Genomic DNA, 19,935 nt, shown 5'->3' with positions numbered 1-19,935 from the left:
CTCAACGCACCGCGTGAAAGCGCTTGGCCGTGGTGAAGTTTTTCTTCCAGTAATTGTTGGCCAGGGAGTCGATGCGAATGTTCTTGCCCGCCCGCGGCGAGTGAATGAATTTGCCTTCGCCGATATACAGGCCCACGTGATTGATCCGGCCACGCCCGTTACCCCTGAAGAACACCGCATCGCCCGGTTTCAGCGCATCACGCTTGACCGTCGCGGCGGTTGAGCGGTGCATCGCCGCGGTGGTACGCGGTATCAGGATATTGGCTTCGGTCTTGAACAGATACACCAGCAAACCGCTGCAATCAAAACCCTGCTCGACCGACGCCCCGCCCCAGCGATACGGAGTGCCGAGCAACTCGTGGGCACGGTCGATAACATTGTCGATGGTGGGCTGGGGAACCGACTGCAGCGACGAACTGAACGGTGCCAGTGAAGAGTGGCGCTGGCTGACGTTGGCCCAGGTGGATGAGGTGGTCACCGACAGACTGACAACAAATAAACAAAAAAATGACTTAAACATGATGGATATCGCAAGAGGTTAAATACGGAGCGAAATCCTAAAGAAACGGCATGTAACGAGATGAACGCCAAATCTTGAATACATGTAGGGAAAATCCTCGAATAACAAACAAGCAAAATACCGCCATACATTTCCCACAAGTCCTTGGCGGCATTTGGCGAAATCGCCCCATTCGGGTGCCGCCTCCCCGCCAAGCGCACCAACTTGACTCACGCACCCCGCCAAGGCACGCCCCACTTAGTGACATAGCGCGAGTGCCTACGGGTTTTTCCTACGTCATGCAGGATTGGCAAGCCCCTTGCTCTAGCTTGTTTATCGTTTATAGCTGGAAGCTCTCTGATGCTGGTGATCCACCGCCGAATCGCCCCTCAAACCCTCTGGGATGCGCAACTGCTGTTGAACTTCGAGGCCCGCAGCAAAAGCCGCCTGCGCTGTTTCAGTGCCGCCGGTGAAGACGTCGGCCTGTTTCTGGAGCGCGGCCAGCCACCGCTGCACGATGGTGAATTCCTGCAGGCTGAAGACGGACGTGTCGTACGCGTCTGTGCTCGCCCTGAACAACTGCTGCACGTCACTTGCAGCAATGCCTTCGAACTGACCCGCGCCGCCTATCACCTGGGCAACCGGCATGTCGCCCTGCAAGTAGGCGACGGCTGGCTGCGCCTGCTCGATGACTACGTGCTCAAGGCCATGCTGGAGCAACTGGGAGCCCACACCGAAACCATCGAGGCCCCTTTCCAGCCAGAGCACGGTGCCTATGGTGGCGGTCATCATCACTCGCGCCATGGCGACGAAGACTTCAACTACCCGCCCAAGCTGCACCAGTTCGGCGTACGCCTGTGAACCCGGCCTGGGCGCTGTTGCGCCTGGCCAGTCCACAATTGCCGATTGGCGGCTACAGCTATTCCCAGGGCCTGGAGCTGGCCGTGGAACATGCCCGCGTGCATGACCCGGCCAGCGCACACCGCTGGATCAGTGATCAACTGCTGCTCAATCTGGCGCGCTTCGAAGCGCCGCTCTTGCTCGCCCATTGCCAGGCCGCTGCCGATCAGGATTGGCCGCGACTGTGCCAACTTTGCGACGAACACCGCGCCAGCCGCGAGACTCGCGAGCTGTTTCAGGAGAGCCGGCAAATGGGCTATTCCCTGCACCAACTGCTCAACGGCTTGCCGGAACTGGATGCGCCGGCCCGCAGCTTTCTCCAACAGGTAAGCGAGCCCCACCTGGCCCTGGGCTGGGCCCTCGCCGCCCGCGCCTGGAATATCAGCCCCGACGATGCGCTGGCCGCCTGGCTCTGGAGCTGGCTGGAAAACCAGTTGGCGGTGCTGATGAAAACCCTGCCCCTGGGCCAACAAGCCGCCCAGCGCCTGACCAGTGAGTTGCTGCCGTTGCTGCAACAAGCCCAACAGCACGCGGGCCAATGCGTGCCTCATCACTATGGCAGCGCCGCGTTCGGCCTGTCCCTGGCCAGCATGGCCCATGAGCGCCAATACAGCCGTCTTTTTCGTTCCTAGGAGAACCGCATGAATACACAACCCTTGCGCGTCGGCATCGGCGGCCCGGTGGGCTCCGGCAAGACCGCCCTGACCCTGGCCTTGTGCCTGGCCCTGCGTGATCGCTACAACCTGGCAGTGGTCACCAACGACATCTATACCCGCGAAGACGCCGACTTTCTGGTGCGCAACCAGGCCCTCGCGCCCGAGCGGATCATCGGCGTGGAAACCGGCGGCTGCCCGCACACGGCGATTCGCGAGGACGCGTCCATCAACCTTGAGGCAGTCGATCAGTTGAACCGGCGCTTTCCCGGCCTGGATCTGATTCTGGTGGAGTCCGGTGGCGACAATCTTTCCGCCACCTTCAGCCCAGAGCTGTCGGACCTGACCATTTATGTGATCGATGTGTCGGCCGGCGACAAGCTGCCGCGCAAAGGTGGGCCGGGGATCTGCAAATCCGACTTGCTGGTGATCAACAAGATCGACCTCGCGCCGCTGGTTGGTGCCTCGCTGGAACTGATGAACAGCGACACCCAACGCATGCGCGGCGGCAAGCCTTTTGTCTTCAGCAACCAGAAAACCGGTGTCGGCCTGGATGACATCGTCGCCTTCATCGAACGCCAAGGCCTGCTGAGCGCAGCCTGATCAACCATCAAGGAGCTTGTCCATGAGCCTCAACAAACTGTTTGCCGCCCTCGCCTTGCTACTCACCCCCGCCATCGCCCTTGCCCATCCGGGCCATGGCGACAACGGCCTGATGGCCGGTATCGGTCATCCGCTCGGCGGTCTCGACCACTTGCTGGCGATGCTTGCCGTCGGCCTGTGGGCTGCCCAGCAACACGGCGCCGCACGCTGGGCCCTGCCCTGCACATTTGTCGGCACCATGCTGGTCGGAGGCCTGTTGGGCTTTGACGGTCTGGCATTGCCAGCGCTGGAAAGCGGGATTGCTGCGTCGGTGCTGGCCCTGGGCCTGGCAGTGGCGTTGGCGATTCGTCCACCGGTGGCCGTTGCGGTGGCCGCAACCGCACTGTTTGCCCTGTTCCACGGTGTGGCACATGGTCTTGAGCTGCCGCACATGTCCAGCCCCTGGACGTATGCCTTAGGCTTTGTCGGCGCCACCGCAGCCTTGCATGCGGCAGGTTATGCCGTGGTGCGTTTCCTGCCGGCTGCTGCGGCGCCATTGGTGCGTATCGCCGGCGCGGCCTCGGCGGCCACCGGAGCATGGTTGCTTGCAAGCTAAGAGCAGCGGCAAGCCGCAAGCCGCAAGCCGCAAGTTGGAGCACAACCGGTCTTGCTTGTCGCTTGCAGCTTGCAACTTGTGGCTGCCCCTCATCTGCTACCATGCGCGGCAAACACCTGCCGTGACGACGCCAGCCGATGCCCATCGCTCCAAGCTCTGCCAAGAAGCCTCAATTGAACGCTGTGCTCACGCACTTCAACGACCTGATCGTGCCGCTCTGGCAAGGTCCGGGTTGGAATGCCGAGTTGGCGTTACCCTATGAAGCACTGGACGCCAATCACCAGCCACTGGCGCCGCAACGTTACCGCGCCATGGCCTGCGCCCGGCAGCTGTACCTGTTTGCCAGCCTGATCGGCAAGCCCGGCCAGGCCTTCGCCGAAGCACGCGCGGCCGCGCTGTTTCGCTCGCTGCAACAGCATTTCCACGATGCCGAGCACGGTGGCTGGTTCTACAGCATCGACCCTCACGGCAAGCCGCTGGATAAACGCAAAGACCTCTATACCCACGCCTTCATCATCTTCGCCTGCGCCCATTACTGGGCCAAGGTCCGCGAGCCGCTGGTGGAATCAGTGTTGAATGCCGCCCTGGAGGTGGTCGCCAAGCGTTTTGCCACAGATGACGGTTTGTATGAAGCGGTGCTGGAGCGCGACTGGTCATCCCTCAAGTCAGGCCCGCTGCAAAACCCGTTGATGCACCTGGCCGAAGGTTTCCTTGCCACCCTGGCGGTGCGCGAAGACACCGCCGTGCAACAGGCGTTGCTAACACTGGCGACGGCCATGCAGCAACGCTTCATCGACCGCCAGCATGGCGTGATGATGGAGAAACCCGTGGGCGCTGTGGATAACTGGTTTGAACCTGGGCATCAATTCGAATGGTTCTTTTTGCTGGAATCGTCGCCAGTGCTGCGCGGTACGCCGCTGCATGCCTCATTGAGCCGCGCATTTGCCTATGCAGAGCAAATGGGTGTGGATAATGCCAGCGGCGCGGTCAACGGTATGTTGGCGCTGGACGGCACCGTGCGTGACGGCACCCAGCGGATCTGGGCCCAGGCCGAATACTTGCGGGCGCTGACCTTGCGACCGGACAGTGAAGCGGTGCTGCAACGCCAATTGCTGGTGCTGCAACAACGATTCCTGCATGCCAAAGGCTGGAACGAGTGCCTGGACGCCAGCGGCCAGGTCAGCCGCTGGGACATGCCTTCGACCACGCCGTATCACCTGGCGACGTGCTATCGGGGTTTGCTCGATTGTTTCGGCTGACCTCGCGATAGCCTCACCTCGGCCCAACTGCCTTCACGCAATCCACTTGCGATCCCCGGTAAAGCTGATGGTCAGCCACCGCGCGGCATCCGCCTTGCCCAGCCCTGTGGATATCTCTTCGCGCAGCCCGTCGAGACGCGCAACGTTATCCACCGGGTAATCGGCGGGCAATACCACATGAATCTCGATAAACCGCGCCCGTCCATGCTTCTGCACATAGGACACGTAATCGTCGAAGCCATGTTTGGCCTGGGCAGCGTCCATCACTTCGCGGACCTTTTCAGCCAACTGATCCGGGGCAATCCCCAACACATCACGCAAGGCCGGACGCAGGATCTTGAACGCCGGCGCCAGCATGCTCAGGGCCAGCAAGATCAGGATCAACGGATCGACATACACCGCCCACTCGCCATAGCCCTGGGACTTGAGCAGCAGCGCAGCCAGAAAGCTGATCAGCAAGCCAACCGAGAGCATCGCATCCACCAGCCAACTGATGTTGTCGAACTGGATCAGCGATGACTTGAGCGTACGGTTGCGGTAGCGCACATAGAAGAAATAGGCGAACTCGACGACGGTAAATACCGCCGCGTAGATAATCACCAGGCCCAGTTCAATCTCGCGGCCGCCATTGATGATGCCGAACACACCGTTGAGAAACGCATAGATCGCAATCAACAGCAGGAAACTGCCCTCGATCAACAACACCATCGGCTCCAGGTGCCAGTAACCGAACTGGAAACGCTCGTTGCTTTTCTTGGCAATCAGCTTGGCCGTGATCAGCATCAACACTTTGATAAAGGTTGCGATCAGCGAGAAAAAACCATCGAACAAAATGGATTGGGCGCCAGACACCACACCCGTGACAATCCCGGCGATCGCGACCGCGAACATCAGGATGGTCGATTGTTTGAGCAGCGACTGCTCACCTCGGTTACTCACATATCCTCCTGTCAAAACCTTGAAACCGCAAAGCGCGGCGGGGTTTTCAGGGGTGGAGTGTACCTTATGCCGCCTTTTGGCCGATTTGCCGCCATCGGGAGCAAGCCCCCGATGGCGGCGACGGGTCCTTAAGCCTTACTTGGCCCCACGCTCAATCGCAAAACCCGCCCACGTCTGGCTCACCGGCATCAGTTCCAGGCGGTTGATGTTCACGTGCGCCGGTGTGTTCATCACCCAGAGAATCGTGTCAGCGATGTCCTGCGGCTGGATCGGTTCGGCGCCCGCGTAAGTGGCGTCGTAACGCGCCTGGTCACCGCCGAAGCGCACCAGCGAGAATTCGCTCTCACACAGCCCCGGCTCGATGTTCGTCACGCGCACGCCTGTACCTTGCAGGTCGCAACGCAGGTTCAGCGAGAACTGTTTGACGAAGGCCTTGGAACCGCCATAAACGTGGCTGCCCGGGTACGGATAGTTGCCGGCGATAGAGCCCAGGTTGATGATCCCGGCACCACGGCCATGAGCGATCAGGCGCGGCAACAGCAGGCTGGTGGTGGTGAGCAGCCCCTTGATGTTGGTGTCGACCATGGTTTCCCAATCGTCGAGGTTGCACTTGGGCGCCGGATCGGTGCCCACCGCCAGGCCCGCATTGTTGATCAGCCCGCGCAACTTGCTGAATGAGGGTGGCAGGCTGGCAATGGCATCTTCCATGCCTTTGCGATCACGCACATCCACCACCAGGCCATGCACTTCGGTCTGCCTGGAAAGCTCTTCGACCAGGGCATTCAAGCGCTCGGCCCGCCGACCGGTGAGCACCAGCTTCCAGCCGGCTTCGGCAAAACGACGGGCACAGGCTTCGCCGAAACCTGAGGTTGCTCCAGTAATAAACAGCGTGTCGGACATGGTGTTCTCCTTGCAGGCATCGGAAAAATCAGCCAGCAGAATGCCCTTACACCGCCGTCGCGGCAACCGCTACGCACACCACTCCACGCCCGCCTGATCACTTTTTAACCTATCCACGTAAAGCCTTATGAACCGTGGCTTGTAGCCATGTGCGCGCAGGTTATCCACAGCTGCACCCACAGTCTCTGGGGGCAAGTAAAAAACCGCCAGGCCGCGGTGTACAAGGCTTTCAGGACTATTCAAAAAGTTTTTTGCTTGACCTTGGTCGGGCCATATGTAGGGTCACACAAGCGGACGAGTCGAGAAGCATGGCTCCAGACCAGCAAATCCGGCCTCTGCGAGGGTCTTTCCAGAGTTTAACCACAGACTTATCCACAGGCCATGAGGTCATGGATCGTTCATATACCTGTGTCTATGAACAGGTTGACAAACCCTCGCACAGGTCACGAAAAAAGCCTTGATCAAATAATAGCCACCCGACTGCAACCCCCGTATTCATTGGGCTGCAGCCAGATACTCCCACGTTACCCACAGCCGGTTCCACAGCCGATGGGGACAAGTCATTTGTGTGACAAAACAGGGATTTGCGGCGGCTATATGTCGCGCTTTGGCAGGTGTGTGAATTTGTTTTCCACAATTTGCCGAGGTAGGTGTAGACACCACAAATAATGTGGGAGCGGGCTTGCCCGCGATAGCGGTGGATCAGTCAATTAAGATGTCGACTGACGCACCGCTATCGCGAGCAAGCTCGCTCCCACATGGCTCCAGCGTGCAGCTTGGGATTGGTTTTCAGTGCCCGCCGAGATAAGCGTTGCGCACTTCCTCGTTCACCAGCAGCTCCTTGCCGCTGCCGGTCAGGCGAATCTCCCCGTTGACCATCACATACGCCCGGTCAGACAGGCGCAACGCATGGTTGGCATTCTGTTCCACCAGAAAGATGGTCATCCCGGTGGCGGCCAGTTCGCGCAACGTGGCAAAGATCTGTTTCACCACAATCGGCGCCAGTCCCAGGCTGGGTTCGTCCAGCAGCAACAACTTGGGCCGGCTCATCAGCGCACGAGCGATAGCGAGCATTTGCTGCTCACCGCCGGACATGGTCATGGCCCGCTGGTTACGCCGCTCCTTGAGCCTGGGAAAGAGCTCGAACATGCGCTGCATATCTTCGCTCGCGTGCTTGTCGCCAATGGGGATGGTGCCCATCAGCAGGTTTTCCTCGACGGTCATGTCGGGGAACACTCGCCGCCCTTCGGGGGATTGGGCGATGCCGTTGGAGGCGATGTAGTGGGATGACTTGTGGGTGATGTCGACGCCGTTATAGATGATCTGCCCGGACTCGGCACGTGGTTGGCCGAAGATCGACATCAGCAATGTGGATTTGCCCGCACCGTTGGAGCCGATCAGGCTGACCGTCTCGCCTTCGTCGATGTGCAGCGAGACCTTTTTCAAGGCCTGGATCGGGCCATAGAACACGTCCAGATCCATGACTTGGAGGATAGGCGTACTCATACCAGTTCCTCTTCATCAGCACCCAGGTACGCCGCGATCACTTTCGGATCGTTGCGAATGGCTTCCGGGCCGCCCTCGGCGATGACGTTGCCGTGGTCGAGCACCACGATGTGGTCGGAAATACTCATCACCATCCCCATGTCATGTTCGATCAGGACCACTGTCAGGTCGTGCTCATCACGCAGCAGGCGAATCATCGCGCTGAGAGCTTCGGTTTCCTGGGGGTTGAGGCCCGCGGCCGGTTCGTCGAGGCAGATGATCTGCGGCCGGGTACACATGGCGCGGGCAATTTCCAGGCGCCGCTGCTGGCCATAGGACAACTCGCCGGCCAGGCGGTTGGCACAGTCCACCAGGTCCACCACTTCCAACCAATAGAAGGCGTGGTCGAGGGCGTCACTTTCAGCCTTGCGGTAACCCTTGGTATTGAGGATGCCCGCCAGCATGTTGCGGTTGACCCACATATGCTGGGCCACTAGCAGGTTCTCCACCACCGACATTTCCTTGAACAGGCGAATGTTCTGGAACGTGCGCGCCAGGCCGGCACGGTTCACCAGATGGGTGCCGCCAAACATCTTGTAGAACACCCGGCTGAAAAAGCTTTTTGGCGACACGAAGTCGGTGGCCTCGAAGCGCTCGCCGAGCAATTGGATCACGTTGGTCTGCTTGCCGCGTACATTGAGCTCGATCTTGCCGCCACTGGCCTTGTAGAAGCCGGTCAGGCAGTTGAACACCGTGGTCTTGCCTGCGCCATTGGGGCCGATCAGGGCGAAGATCGAGTTGCGTTCGACCTTGAGGCTCACATCGCTCAAGGCCTTGATGCCACCGAAGTGCATCATCAGATGTTCCACGTTCAGGACAACTTCCTTGCTCATGGCGCTACCCCCTTGCGTGGTGTCACACCGCTACGGCTGATTCGAATCAACCCGCGAGGGCGCCAGATCATCATGACCACCATCAACACACCAAACAGCAACACTCGGTACTCGGAGAAGCTGCGCAGCAGTTCCGGCGCCACGGTCAAGACGAACGCCGCGATCACCACGCCGACGGTCGACCCCATGCCACCCAATACCACGATGGCGAGGATCAACGCCGACTCGAAGAAGGTGAACGACGATGGGTTGACGAACCCTTGGTAGCTGGCGAAGAACACCCCGGCCAGGCCCGCGGTGGAAGCACCGATGGTAAATGCCGAGAGTTTGACCAGCACGTGATTGAGGCCCATCGAACGGCAGGCGATTTCATCTTCGCGCAAGGCTTCCCACGCGCGGCCTACCGGCATGCGGGTCAGGCGATGCTTGATGTACAGCACCAGCAACACCACCAAAAACAGCACGATATAGATAAACAGGAACTTCACATTGGGGTTGTAGGCAATCCCGAAAAACTCATGGAACGGCACCCCGCCTTCCCTGGCTCGCCGGCCAAACTCAAGGCCAAGGAACGTTGGCGATGGAACCGGCATGCCGTTCGGACCACCGGTAAACGACAGCCAGTTATTGAGCACCAGGCGGATGATTTCACCGAAGCCCAGGGTCACGATCGCCAGGTAGTCACCGTGCATTCGCAACACCGGAAACCCGAGTATGCATCCAGCCAACGCAGCCGCGATGGCCGCCAGCGGCAACACCGTCCAGAACCCCAGCCCCAGGTATTGATAACCCAACGCCAGGCCGTAGGCGCCGATGGCATAAAACGCCACGTAACCCAGGTCGAGCAACCCGGCCAGGCCCACCACGATGTTCAGGCCCAGGCCCAGCAACACATAGATCAGGCCAAGGATCACCACGGTCAGCAGGTATTTGTTGGCAAAGAACGGGAACACGATGGCGATCACGATCAACGCCGGAATGATCCAGCGCAACCGCGATTTGTAGTCCGGCTCACGCACATGCACACCGGAACCGGAGCTTTCAAAACCCTGGAGAATCCGCAGGCCCTTGGGGGTTTGCAGGAACAGGCTCATGGCGAAGCGCCCGGCCATCACAATGGCCACCAGCAAGCCTACGCGGGCCGGCTCCAGGTTGAAGCTGTAGCCATCGAGCACCACGCCGACAATCGGGCCGAACACGATCAACGAGATCAGCCCGGCAAGGACCGCATCGACCACACTTTTCTTGATTTCGATAGGTTTGGCAGCAGACATGTTTACACCTTCGCCACGAGAGGACGACCAAGCAGGCCCTGGGGACGGAAAATCAGAATCACCACCAGCAGGGAGAAACTGAACACGTCTTTGTAGTCAGAGTTGATCAGCCCCGAGAACAGCGACTCGGAAATCCCCAGGATGATCCCGCCCAGCATCGCCCCAGGCAGGGAACCAATGCCGCCGAGTACCGCAGCAGTAAAGGCCTTGATGCCGATGATGAAACCGGCATAGAAGTCGAACGTGCCGTAGTTCAGGGTGATCAGCACTCCGGCCAGGGCCGCCATGGCCGCACCGATGACAAACACGTAGGAGATCACCCGGTCGGTATTGATCCCCAGGATCGAGGCCATCTTGCGGTCTTGCTGGGTAGCACGGCACATGCGGCCCAGCTTGGTGTACTTGATGATGTAGGTCAGCAGCGCCATACCGGCAAAGGCTGCGACCAGGATAAACACCTTGGTGTAGGTCAACTGCACGAACCCGGTGCCGATGTCGACGCGCCAGGCGCCGGCCAGCAGCGTCGGGATACCCTGTTGCTTGGCCCCCTGGGCAATCTGCGCGTAGTTCTGCAGGATCAGCGAGATGCCGATGGCACTGATCAGCGGTGCCAGCCGGGTGGAGTTGCGCAGCGGTTTGTAGGCGACACGTTCAATGACCCAACCGTAGACGCCAGTGACGACCACGGTGAATACCAGGGTGCCGAGAATGAGCAGCGGGAAGGATTCGAGGCCGAAATAAGCCAGCAGTGCCAGACTGATCGCCGCGAGGTAAGCGGAAATCATATAAACCTCGCCGTGGGCGAAGTTGATCATGCCAATGATGCCATAGACCATTGTGTAGCCGATGGCGATCAGGCCATAGACCGACCCGAGGGTCAGCCCGTTGACCAGTTGCTGCAGGAAAATACCATCCATAACGCAATCTCACGCGGTGAGAGCCTGCACGCCTGACGGCGCACGGCTCTTCTGGGAGGAAAAAACAGATATCAATCACAACACCATCCCCTGTGGGAGCGGGCTCGCTCGCGATGGCAGTGTGTCAGCCAATACATGCGTTGACTGATGTACCGCCATCGCGGGCAAGCCCGCTCCCACATTGGGGCTGTGGCGCTCAGCCTTATTTCTGTTTTTCCAACTGATGGTATTTGCCGTCCTTGTCCCACTGGTAAACCACGTAGTCGGAGACTTTCAGGTCACCCTTGGTGTCCCAGGCCTTCTCACCCATCACGGTTTTCACCGGGTTGGCTTTCAGCCATTTGGCAGCGTCTTCACCCTTGTTGGATTTAGCCCCATTGAAGCCCGCGGCCAGGGCCTGGATCGAGGCGTAGGCGTACAGGGTGTAGCCTTCCGGCTCGGTGCCGTTCTTGCGGAACTCCTCCACTACCGCCTTGCTGTCTGGCAACAGGCGCGGATCGGCGCCGAAGGTCATGTACACGCCGTCCACGTACTGCGGGCCGCCAGCAGTGGCCACAAGTTCGTCGGTGACCACACCGTCGTCGGACATGAACTTGACGTCCTTCAAGCCCGCTTCACGAATCTGGCGAACCAGGGGACCGGCTTCCGGGTGCAGGCCGCCGAAGTACACAACATCGGCGCCCTGGGCGCGGATCTTGGTGACCAGGGCGCTGAAGTCTTTTTCGCCACGGGTCAGGCCTTCTTCCAGCACCGGCTTGACGCCGCGCTTGGTCAACTGCGCCGCGGTGGCGTCGGCCAGGCCTTTGCCGTAGGTGTCCTTATCGTTGATGACTGCGACTTTCTTGCCCTTGAGCACGTCGACGATGTAGTCGCCGGCAACAATGCCCTGCTGGTCGTCACGCCCGCACATACGGAACATGGCGCTCAGGCCGCGCTCGGTGACTTGCGGGTTGGTGGAGCCCGGGGTGATCGCGATAATGCCGGCCTCGTCATACACCTCGGACGCCGGGATGGTGTTGGAGGAGCAGAAGTGCCCGACCACGCCGATCACTTTGTCCTGGTCAGCCAGGCGGTTGGCCACAGCCACGGCCTGCTTGGGCTCGCACGCATCGTCGCCGGCCACCAGCTTGATCTGTTCGCCGTTGATCCCGCCGGCCTTGTTGATCACATCCGCCGCCGCCTGGGCACCTTTCATGTACTGCTCACCGAATGCCGCGTTGGCGCCGGTCATCGGCCCCGCTACGCCAATCTTCACATCAGCTTGAACAAACGTAGAAACACCCAATGCAGCTGCCACTGCGAGGGCCAGAAAACCTTTCTTGTAAAACGTCTGGGACATGAGGTGGTGCTCCGAGTTTTTTGATTATGGGCACTGCAATATCACTTCAAACTTTCACGTAGAAGCTCAGAGCAAGGCGCGTGCCATTGCGTTTTTATTATTTAAAAAGACACGGTGTCATTGTTATTACAGGTGTTTCGCCGCCTTTTCGCAGGAGGTGCAACCGTCTACCCCATAAAGGCGCAACCTCAAGATGAAAAAAGTAGCACCCGTCCGATTAACTGATGTCAGGCGGCCATCAACCAACGACTCCGATTTATGTAACAACGCGCGTAACGGAATTGCACATTTACAGTGCGTCGTTGCTACGACTCGCACCAATACAGATGAGTAGCCTGCTAAGAAAATGCACGATTCCTGCAGCTATTTCGCTGATCAGATGACAATTCGCAGGCATTGGCCCGCGTGATACAACGAAAAACCCGCCTCGTACAAACAACTGCGAATGCCCGCGCCCGCTAATGGTTGCATCGGCGTAAACGGAATCGGCAAAGCCTGGAGGTCCTGGTGACACAGGTAATCGGCAAAGGCTTTACCCACCACGCTACCGGTGGTCACACCGCGCCCGTTATAGCCGGTGACGGCCACCAGGCCGGGCGCGGGTTCGAACAGCCGCATCAAATGGTCGGGAGTGAACGCAATACAGCCCGTCCAGGTGCATTCCCAGTCCACGGGTTTCAAATACGGAAAATAATGCTGCTGCACCCGGTCGGCCCAGGCCTTGAGGAACCAGGCCGGTTTCTGGTTGCCGTTGCCCAGGCTGCCGAGCAGCAGGCGGCCATCGGCATCGCGGCGGATACTGCTGAGTACCTGGCGCGTATCCCATGAGCCCTGCCCGCCCGGCAGAATCTGTAGCGCGGCATCATCGGCGAGCGGCGCCGAGGCCACCTGATAGTAATAACCGGGGAAAAAGTTGCGCCGCAGCGTTGTCCACTCGCCTTCGGTGTAGGCATTGGAGGCAATCACCACTTGTTCGGCACGCACTGCACCCTGGGCCGTTTGCACAGACCAGTGCGAACCCTGGCGCTCCAACTGCGTGACCGGGCAATGGTCGAACAACTGCCCGCCAAGACCCACCGCGGCACTCGCCAGGCCACTGGTATAGGCCATCGGGTTGAGTGTACCGGCGCGCCGATCCAGCAGGGCGGCGGCGATCTTTTTAGTGCCGGTGGCCTGCTCGCAGGCTGAACCGGTCAACAGCTCGACTGGTGCGCCACGGCGCTTCCATTGTTCTTCACGGCTGCGCAGATCGGCTTCGCCACGGGCGTTGTGCGCCATGTGCAAAGTGCCCTCGCGACGCAGTTGGCAATCAATGCGATATTTGTCGATCAGGCTGAACACCAGCGAGGGCGCCGCGCCAAGCATCCGGTTAAGCTGACTGCCTACCGCTTCGCCGAAACCGGCCTCGATTTCATCCGGCGGGATCCACATGCCGGCATTCACCAACCCGACGTTGCGCCCCGAACCGCCGTGGCCGGTGCGATGGGCCTCCAGCACGGCGACGCTTTTACCCTGCTCCAGCAAATGAATGGCCGCCGACAAACCGGTGATACCGGCGCCGATCACGCACACATCCGCCTTGATCTCGCCCCTGAGCGCGGCGTGATCCGGCCGGCCAGGGGTCAGTTGTTCCCACAAACACGCTTCGTGCAGTGCCATTGCCAGACTCCGATGAGACCTAACAAACAACCATTCCAGTGCAAATACAACTAACTGTGTGCGGGCTTGCTCGCTCCCACATTTTTGGCCAGGTATTCAGTCGAAAGTAATACCCTGCGCCAGCGGCAGCTCCAGCGAATAGTTCACTGTATTGGTCTGCCGGCGCATATAGCCGCGCCATGCATCAGACCCTGACTCACGGCCGCCACCGGTTTCTTTCTCGCCTCCAAACGCGCCGCCGATTTCGGCACCGCTCGGGCCGATGTTGACGTTGGCGATCCCGCAATCACTGCCCACTGCCGACATGAACTGCTCGGCTTCACGTACGTCGGTGGTAAAGATGCAGGACGACAGGCCCTGGGGCACCTCGTTGTTCAGGCGCAGGGCTTCGGCAAAATCGCGGTAGCCGATCACATACAGGATCGGCGCGAAGGTTTCGCTGCGCATCACATCGCTCTGCTCCGGCAGTTCCACAATCGCCGGTGATACGTAGTAGGCACCGGGGTATTTGTCCTGCAACTGACGCGTGCCGCCAAACACCTTGCCGCCTTCGCTCAAGGCTTGCTCCAGCGCGTCCTGCATATTGTCGAAGCTGTGTTTGTCGATCAGCGGGCCGACCAGGTTGCCTTCCAGCGGATGACCGATACGCACCTTCGAATATGCAGCCTTGAGACGGGCGACGATCTCTTCCTTGACTGACTCGTGGGCGATCAGGCGGCGCAAGGTAGTGCAGCGCTGGCCGGCAGTTCCGACGGCACTGAACAGAATGGCACGCACGGCCATGTCCAGGTCGGCGCTTGGCCCCAGGATCATCGCGTTGTTGCCACCCAGCTCAAGAATGCTGCGGGCAAAACGCGCGGCGACTTTTGGCGCCACTTCGCGCCCCATGCGGGTGCTGCCGGTGGCGCTGATCAGCGCCACACGCGGGTCATCCACCAGGGCGGCGCCGGCATCGCGACCGCCGATGATCACTTGGCTCAAGTACTGCGGCGCATCACTGAAGCTTTTCAACGCCCGCTCGAACAGCGCCTGGCAGGCCAGGGCGGTCAGCGGGGTCTTTTCGGAGGGCTTCCAGATGACCGAATTGCCACACACCAGCGCCAGCGCGGTGTTCCACGCCCACACGGCCACCGGGAAGTTGAACGCACTGATGACACCGACCACGCCCAGCGGGTGCCAGGTTTCACGCATGTGATGGCCCGGCCGTTCGGAAGCGATGGTCAAACCGTACAGCTGGCGCGACAGGCCTACGGCGAAGTCGCAGATGTCGATCATTTCCTGGACTTCACCCAGGCCTTCCTGGGTGATCTTGCCGGCTTCCCAGGAAACCAGTTCGCCCAGGTCCGCCTTGTACTCACGCAACAGGTCACCGAACTGACGCACCAGCTCGCCGCGACGAGGTGCCGGCACCTTGCGCCAGGCCTCGAATGCATGCTCGGCGCGACTGACCTGCTGCTCTACCTCGGCGGCACCTTCCCAGTGCACACTGGCAATCCGGCTGCCATCGATGGGCGAATGCACGGGTTGTTTACCCGACTGATACAGCGCCGGTTCTACGCCAAGACGCTCAAGCAATGCGGCAACCATGGGTCACTCCTTCAATCTGCAACAAATAATCGCGCCGCCAACCACCACGGCGATCCAGAACCTATTTGTAGCTGGCCCAAGACTTGCCAACAAACGACGATTAGGCGAGATATCATTCCGTTTATTCATGCTAAGAACAAAAAGAGGCGTGCCGTGCTGAATAAAAGACATTTGCCCTCGATCACCGCCCTGCAATGCTTTGAGGCCGTGACCCGCCACCTGAGTTTTACCCGGGCCGCCGAGGAGTTGAACCTCACCCAAAGTGCGGTCAGCAAACAGGTGGCGCAACTCGAAGAGCTGTTGCAACACCTGCTGTTTCGCCGGATACGTCGCCGCCTGCAGATGACGCCGGCGGGCGATCTGTATTTGGTGGAAGTACGCAAGATCCTCACGCAGGTGGAAATGTCGACGCATTACCTGCGCTCCTACGGTGGCGAGACCGAAGTCTTGCGGGTGTCCACGCCTTACACTTTCGGCGCACGCTGGCTGGTGCCCCGCCTCAAGGGTTGGCGATTGCGTCACCCACAGATTCATCTGGACTTGTGCAACGAACAAGCGCCGGACGAACTGCTGCAAGGCAAGGCCGACCTGGCGTTTTACTTCGGCGCCGGCGCACGGCCCGGCACCGAAAGCCTCAAGTTGTTCAACGAAGAACTGGTGCCGGTATGCGCCCCCGACAGCCTGCCGGCCATACCTTTGCGCGATCCCAGGCAGTTGAGCGACCTGGTGCTGCTACAAAACGCCTCGCGCCCCCAGGGCTGGCACGACTGGTTCGCCAGCCAGGGCTACCAGACTGAGCACAGTTACCACGGGCCGCGTTTTGACACCTTTTACATGTGCATCCGTGCCGCACAGGTGGGGTGTGGCGTGGCGCTGTTGCCGCGTTTTCTGGTGGAAGAAGAACTGGCGGATGGCAAGTTGGTGATTGCCTGGCCACACGCGATGCCGAGCCAGGATGCGTATTACCTGGCTTACCCCGAGCATTCCGCCGAGGTGCCCAAAGTGCGGGAATTCGTGCGGTGGATGATGGAGCAGGTGCAACCGGGTTGACTCACCCTGCGAACGCAGGCGCCCCCTGCATGGGCGTGCCGGTCGCCGGGTCGAGGACCATGGCCTTGGCCAATTGATGGATCAAAGCCTCGCTGGGCTTTTGCGGCAGGACACTGGCCAGGCGGGCAATCCAAAAGACTCGTTATCGCAGATGAATGTCAGAGCATTCGTCTTTTGCAGAAGGGCATTTCTCGATTTTTGTTTCTCACCTCAAGCACCGAGCATCGCCAGCGAGTGCTGAGCTTTCCTCCCTGGCCCGGTGGCCATAACAAAAAAACTACTGGCAAAACGGCTTGGGTTTATGCGCCACTAGCGCCAGATTTTAATCGCGCGTAAAGGCCGTCGCCCTTCGCCGTCCCGCCTGGAGATTGCCGCTATGAGCGAGAGTGCGTTTGCCGATCGTATCGTGCAGAACCTGCTCGACACCGACTTCTACAAGTTGACCATGATGCAGGCGGTGCTGCACAACTACCCCAACGTGGAAGTCGAATGGGAATTCCGTTGCCGTAACAGCGAAGACCTGCGGCCTTATCTGGCAGAGATTCGCTATCAGATCGAACGCCTCGCCGAGTTGAGCCTAAGCCCCGATCAATTGGGTTTCCTGGAGCACATCAGCTTCTTGAAGCCGGATTTCCTGCGCTTCCTCGGCCTGTTTCGCTTCAACCTGCGCTACGTGCAGACCGGCATCGAGAACGGCGAGTTGTTTATCCGCCTGCGCGGCCCGTGGTTGCATGTGATTTTATTTGAAGTGCCAATGCTGGCTATCGTCAGCGAAGTACGAAACCGCTATCGCTACCAGACCATCGTCCTTGAGCAGGCTCGCGAACAGCTTTACCGCAAGTTCGACTGGCTGAGCGCCAACGCCAGCGATGATGAGCTATCGGAGTTGCAAGTGGCGGACTTCGGCACCCGGCGGCGTTTTTCTTTTCGCGTGCAGGAGGAAGTGGTGAATGTACTCAAGCACGATTTCCCCGGGCGTTTTGTCGGCACCAGCAACGTACACCTGGCCCGCCAGATTGACATGAAGCCCCTGGGCACCATGGCTCACGAATGGATCATGGCGCACCAGCAACTGGGCCCACGGTTGATTGACAGCCAGATTGCCGCCCTCGACTGCTGGGTCCGCGAATACCGTGGCCTTTTGGGTATCGCCTTGACCGACTGCATCACCACCGACGCATTCCTCGGCGATTTCGATCTGTTTTTTGCCAAGCTGTTCGACGGCCTGCGCCACGACTCCGGCGACCCGATTCAGTGGGCCGAAAAGGCTATCGCCCACTATCACAAGCTGGGAATCGAGCCGATGAGCAAAACCCTGGTGTTTTCCGACAGCCTGACGCTGCCCAAGGCACTGGAAATTTTCCGGGCGCTGCGGGGTAGAATCAATGTCAGCTTTGGTATCGGCACCAACCTGACCTGCGATATTCCAGGTGTGGAACCGATGAGCATCGTGCTTAAAATGACCGCCTGCAATGGCCAGCCCGTGGCGAAGATTTCCGATGAAGCGGGCAAGACCCATTGCACGGATCCGAACTTCGTCGCCTATTTGCGTCACGTTTTCAAAGTACCTGCCATCTCCAGCGAGGAATGAATCATGCAAGCCGTACAGCGCCAGATTGCTGAACAGCTCAAGGTCCAAGCGCCGTTCCAGGACCAGGCCGCCCTTGAGGCGGAGGTTGCGCGGCGAATCAGCTTTATCCAGCAATGCCTGCGCAATTCAGGGCTCAAGACATTGGTGCTGGGCATCAGTGGCGGCGTGGACTCCCTTACGGCCGGCCTGTTGGCCCAGCGCGCAATGAAAGAACTGCGCGCGCAAACCGGCGACGACACGTACCGTTTCATTGCTGCGCGCCTGCCTTACGACACCCAGTTCGACGAGCATGACGCCCAGGCTTCAGTGGACTTTATCGTCCCCGATGAGTGCCATACGGTGAATATCGGCCCGTCGGTCAAGGCCCTGGCCAATGAAGTGGCTGCATTCGAAGGCAAGCACGCCGCCACCCGGGATTTCGTGTTGGGCAACACCAAGGCGCGCATGCGCATGGTGGCGCAGTACACCATCGCCGGTGCAACCGGCGGCCTGGTGATCGGTACCGACCATGCGGCGGAAGCGGTGATGGGCTTTTTCACCAAATTCGGTGATGGTGCGTGTGACCTGGCACCGCTGAGCGGGCTGGTGAAGCATCAGGTCCGGGCGATCGCGCGACACTTTGGCGCGCCGGAGTCGCTGGTGGAGAAGGTCCCGACGGCCGATCTGGAAGACCTGTCGCCCGGCAAGCCGGATGAAGCGTCCCATGGCGTGACCTATGCCGAGATCGATGCGTTCCTGCACGGCGAGCCGGTGCGCGAAGAGGCGTTCAGGATCATTTGCGATACCTACCGCAAGACGGAGCACAAGCGGGTCATGCCGTTCGCGCCGTGAGGTGAGACGGATAGCTTTGTGTTGATTGCCAAACCGCTTTCGCGAGCAAGCCCGCTCCCACATTCGACCGCATTCTCATGTTGGAACTCGGTCAAGTGTGGGAGCGGGCTTGCTCGCGATGAACGGTAACGCGCTCTTACTTGAGGGTCACAGTGCCTTTCATCATCGAGATGTGGCCTGGGAAGGAGCAGAAGAAGCTGTATTTTTCGGTAGCCGATAGTTTCGATACGTCGAAGGTGACGGAATCGGTTTCCTTGGCACCGATGAGTTTGGTGTGGGCGATGATGCGAGTGTCGCCTTCTTTCAGGTAGTCCTTGTCGACACCGGCGGCCATGCCATCGGTCGCGATCGCCTGCATATCCGCCTCTTTGCTCAGCACCCAGTTATGGCCCATGACATTCTTGGGCAGGTTGCCGGAGTGAGTCAGCTCAACGGTGAACGTCTTGCAGCTCTTGTCGATTTCAATGGCCTTGGTGTTGAAGGACATCTGATCAGTGGAGTCGACGGTGACCTTGCACTCTGCAGCAAACAATTGGCTGCTAGCCAGCGTCAGCAGGGAAACAGCAACGATTTTGGCAAACATGTGAATCTCCAAGGCAGGGTTTAGAAAACGCATAGGCGACAAGGGTGCCTGAGTCAGGTGGGTGTTCCCATGATCTGTGTCAACAGATTGTATACAACTTTAGGCTATCAGACTGATCGACAGAATCAACCATCCAAAGTGCCATCCCCCGTCTATGATCGGCTCATTCCATCCTTGCGAAGTCCCAACCATGCACCTCAATAGCCTGTTGCGCAGCATGCTTGCCGCTTACGCCTGTGGCGCGAGCGGTACTTACGAAACGGTCAATGTCGACTAACGTTTAATCCATGGGGCGAAGCCGTGAAAACCCGATTAACCCTTCGGGCGCGTTTAAAGGCAGAATACCCACCGCTCAACCTCACCTTCGACCCCAGAGGA

20 protein-coding genes are annotated in these 19,935 nt (G+C 59.5%); 8 read left to right on the top strand and 12 right to left on the bottom strand.

Annotated features, from left to right (window positions below):
* Position 1 precedes the first annotated feature (1 nt).
* Positions 2 to 520, bottom strand: a complete 519-nt coding sequence (locus OQ460_RS02780; RefSeq protein WP_410020388.1) for a C40 family peptidase — start codon at positions 518 to 520, stop codon at positions 2 to 4.
* 339 nt (positions 521 to 859) lie between these two features.
* Between OQ460_RS02780 and ureE the strand changes: the two genes are divergently transcribed.
* The 5 genes from ureE to OQ460_RS02755 all read left to right on the top strand — a co-directional run bounded on the left by ureE (position 860) and on the right by OQ460_RS02755 (position 4,509).
* Positions 860 to 1,360, top strand: a complete 501-nt coding sequence (ureE, locus tag OQ460_RS02775; protein WP_410020387.1) for an urease accessory protein UreE — start codon at positions 860 to 862, stop codon at positions 1,358 to 1,360.
* The gene (locus OQ460_RS02770) at positions 1,357 to 2,031 is read left to right on the top strand and encodes an urease accessory protein UreF (protein WP_410020386.1); all 675 of its coding nucleotides are present in this window, start codon (positions 1,357 to 1,359) and stop codon (positions 2,029 to 2,031) included. Before ureE ends, OQ460_RS02770 begins: the two co-directional genes overlap by 4 nt.
* 9 nt (positions 2,032 to 2,040) lie before the next feature.
* A complete protein-coding gene (ureG, locus tag OQ460_RS02765; protein WP_410020385.1) occupies positions 2,041 to 2,655 on the top strand; it encodes an urease accessory protein UreG in 615 nt (204 codons plus the stop codon).
* A 22-nt stretch (positions 2,656 to 2,677) separates the two neighbouring features.
* Positions 2,678 to 3,250 (top strand): HupE/UreJ family protein, encoded by a 573-nt coding sequence (locus OQ460_RS02760; protein ID WP_410020384.1) that lies wholly within the window; start codon positions 2,678 to 2,680, stop codon positions 3,248 to 3,250.
* 137 nt (positions 3,251 to 3,387) lie between these two features.
* Positions 3,388 to 4,509 carry an AGE family epimerase/isomerase gene (locus OQ460_RS02755; protein ID WP_410020383.1) on the top strand — a complete coding sequence of 374 codons (1,122 nt, stop codon included), beginning with the start codon at positions 3,388 to 3,390 and terminating at the stop codon, positions 4,507 to 4,509.
* A gap of 33 nt (positions 4,510 to 4,542) precedes the next feature.
* On the opposite strand, the gene OQ460_RS02750 is transcribed toward OQ460_RS02755, so the two are convergent.
* The 9 genes from OQ460_RS02750 to OQ460_RS02710 all read right to left on the bottom strand — a co-directional run bounded on the left by OQ460_RS02750 (position 4,543) and on the right by OQ460_RS02710 (position 15,502).
* Positions 4,543 to 5,448: a cation diffusion facilitator family transporter gene (locus OQ460_RS02750; protein WP_410020382.1), complete on the bottom strand. Its 906-nt coding sequence runs from the start codon at positions 5,446 to 5,448 to the stop codon at positions 4,543 to 4,545.
* Between the two features lie 135 nt (positions 5,449 to 5,583).
* Entirely contained in the window at positions 5,584 to 6,348 is a 765-nt protein-coding gene (locus OQ460_RS02745) for an SDR family oxidoreductase (RefSeq protein WP_410020381.1), read from the bottom strand.
* 789 nt (positions 6,349 to 7,137) lie between these two features.
* Positions 7,138 to 7,854 carry an ABC transporter ATP-binding protein gene (locus tag OQ460_RS02740; protein WP_410020380.1) on the bottom strand — a complete coding sequence of 239 codons (717 nt, stop codon included), beginning with the start codon at positions 7,852 to 7,854 and terminating at the stop codon, positions 7,138 to 7,140.
* Entirely contained in the window at positions 7,851 to 8,726 is an 876-nt protein-coding gene (locus tag OQ460_RS02735; RefSeq protein WP_410020379.1) for an ABC transporter ATP-binding protein, read from the bottom strand. The genes OQ460_RS02740 and OQ460_RS02735 overlap by 4 nt, the downstream gene beginning before the upstream one ends.
* Positions 8,723 to 10,000 (bottom strand): high-affinity branched-chain amino acid ABC transporter permease LivM, encoded by a 1,278-nt coding sequence (gene livM / locus OQ460_RS02730; RefSeq protein ID WP_410020378.1) that lies wholly within the window; start codon positions 9,998 to 10,000, stop codon positions 8,723 to 8,725. Before livM ends, OQ460_RS02735 begins: the two co-directional genes overlap by 4 nt.
* A 2-nt stretch (positions 10,001 to 10,002) precedes the next feature.
* Positions 10,003 to 10,917: an ABC transporter permease subunit gene (locus tag OQ460_RS02725; protein WP_057437447.1), complete on the bottom strand. Its 915-nt coding sequence runs from the start codon at positions 10,915 to 10,917 to the stop codon at positions 10,003 to 10,005.
* Between the two features lie 202 nt (positions 10,918 to 11,119).
* Positions 11,120 to 12,256 carry a branched-chain amino acid ABC transporter substrate-binding protein gene (locus OQ460_RS02720; RefSeq protein WP_410020377.1) on the bottom strand — a complete coding sequence of 379 codons (1,137 nt, stop codon included), beginning with the start codon at positions 12,254 to 12,256 and terminating at the stop codon, positions 11,120 to 11,122.
* A gap of 375 nt (positions 12,257 to 12,631) precedes the next feature.
* A complete protein-coding gene (locus tag OQ460_RS02715) occupies positions 12,632 to 13,915 on the bottom strand; it encodes an NAD(P)/FAD-dependent oxidoreductase (protein WP_410020376.1) in 1,284 nt (427 codons plus the stop codon).
* Between the two features lie 96 nt (positions 13,916 to 14,011).
* The gene (locus OQ460_RS02710; protein WP_410020375.1) at positions 14,012 to 15,502 is read right to left on the bottom strand and encodes an aldehyde dehydrogenase family protein; all 1,491 of its coding nucleotides are present in this window, start codon (positions 15,500 to 15,502) and stop codon (positions 14,012 to 14,014) included.
* A gap of 153 nt (positions 15,503 to 15,655) precedes the next feature.
* Here OQ460_RS02710 and OQ460_RS02705 point away from each other — a divergent pair, with 153 nt between their 5' ends.
* Entirely contained in the window at positions 15,656 to 16,552 is an 897-nt protein-coding gene (locus OQ460_RS02705; RefSeq protein ID WP_410020374.1) for a LysR family transcriptional regulator, read from the top strand.
* Position 16,553: 1 nt separating this feature from the next.
* Here the strand turns inward: OQ460_RS02705 and OQ460_RS02700 are convergent, their stop codons facing one another.
* Entirely contained in the window at positions 16,554 to 16,661 is a 108-nt protein-coding gene (locus OQ460_RS02700) for a hypothetical protein (RefSeq protein ID WP_410021912.1), read from the bottom strand.
* A gap of 267 nt (positions 16,662 to 16,928) precedes the next feature.
* Between OQ460_RS02700 and pncB the strand changes: the two genes are divergently transcribed.
* Together pncB and nadE are read left to right on the top strand one after the other, a co-directional pair.
* Positions 16,929 to 18,143, top strand: a complete 1,215-nt coding sequence (pncB, locus tag OQ460_RS02695; protein WP_410020373.1) for a nicotinate phosphoribosyltransferase — start codon at positions 16,929 to 16,931, stop codon at positions 18,141 to 18,143.
* Positions 18,144 to 18,146: 3 nt separating this feature from the next.
* On the top strand, positions 18,147 to 18,974 hold the full coding sequence (gene nadE / locus OQ460_RS02690) for an ammonia-dependent NAD(+) synthetase (protein ID WP_410020372.1): 828 nt from the start codon (positions 18,147 to 18,149) through the stop codon (positions 18,972 to 18,974).
* Between the two features lie 136 nt (positions 18,975 to 19,110).
* Here nadE and azu read toward each other — a convergent pair whose 3' ends face one another.
* Positions 19,111 to 19,557 (bottom strand): azurin, encoded by a 447-nt coding sequence (azu, locus tag OQ460_RS02685; RefSeq protein ID WP_410020371.1) that lies wholly within the window; start codon positions 19,555 to 19,557, stop codon positions 19,111 to 19,113.
* Positions 19,558 to 19,935: the final 378 nt, after the last annotated feature.

The organism is Pseudomonas imrae, from assembly GCF_046352735.2.
Lineage (GTDB): Bacteria > Pseudomonadota > Gammaproteobacteria > Pseudomonadales > Pseudomonadaceae > Aquipseudomonas > Aquipseudomonas imrae.
The sequence above is the reverse complement of the archived record's forward strand: the minus strand, read 5'-3'. Positions and strand labels throughout refer to the sequence as shown.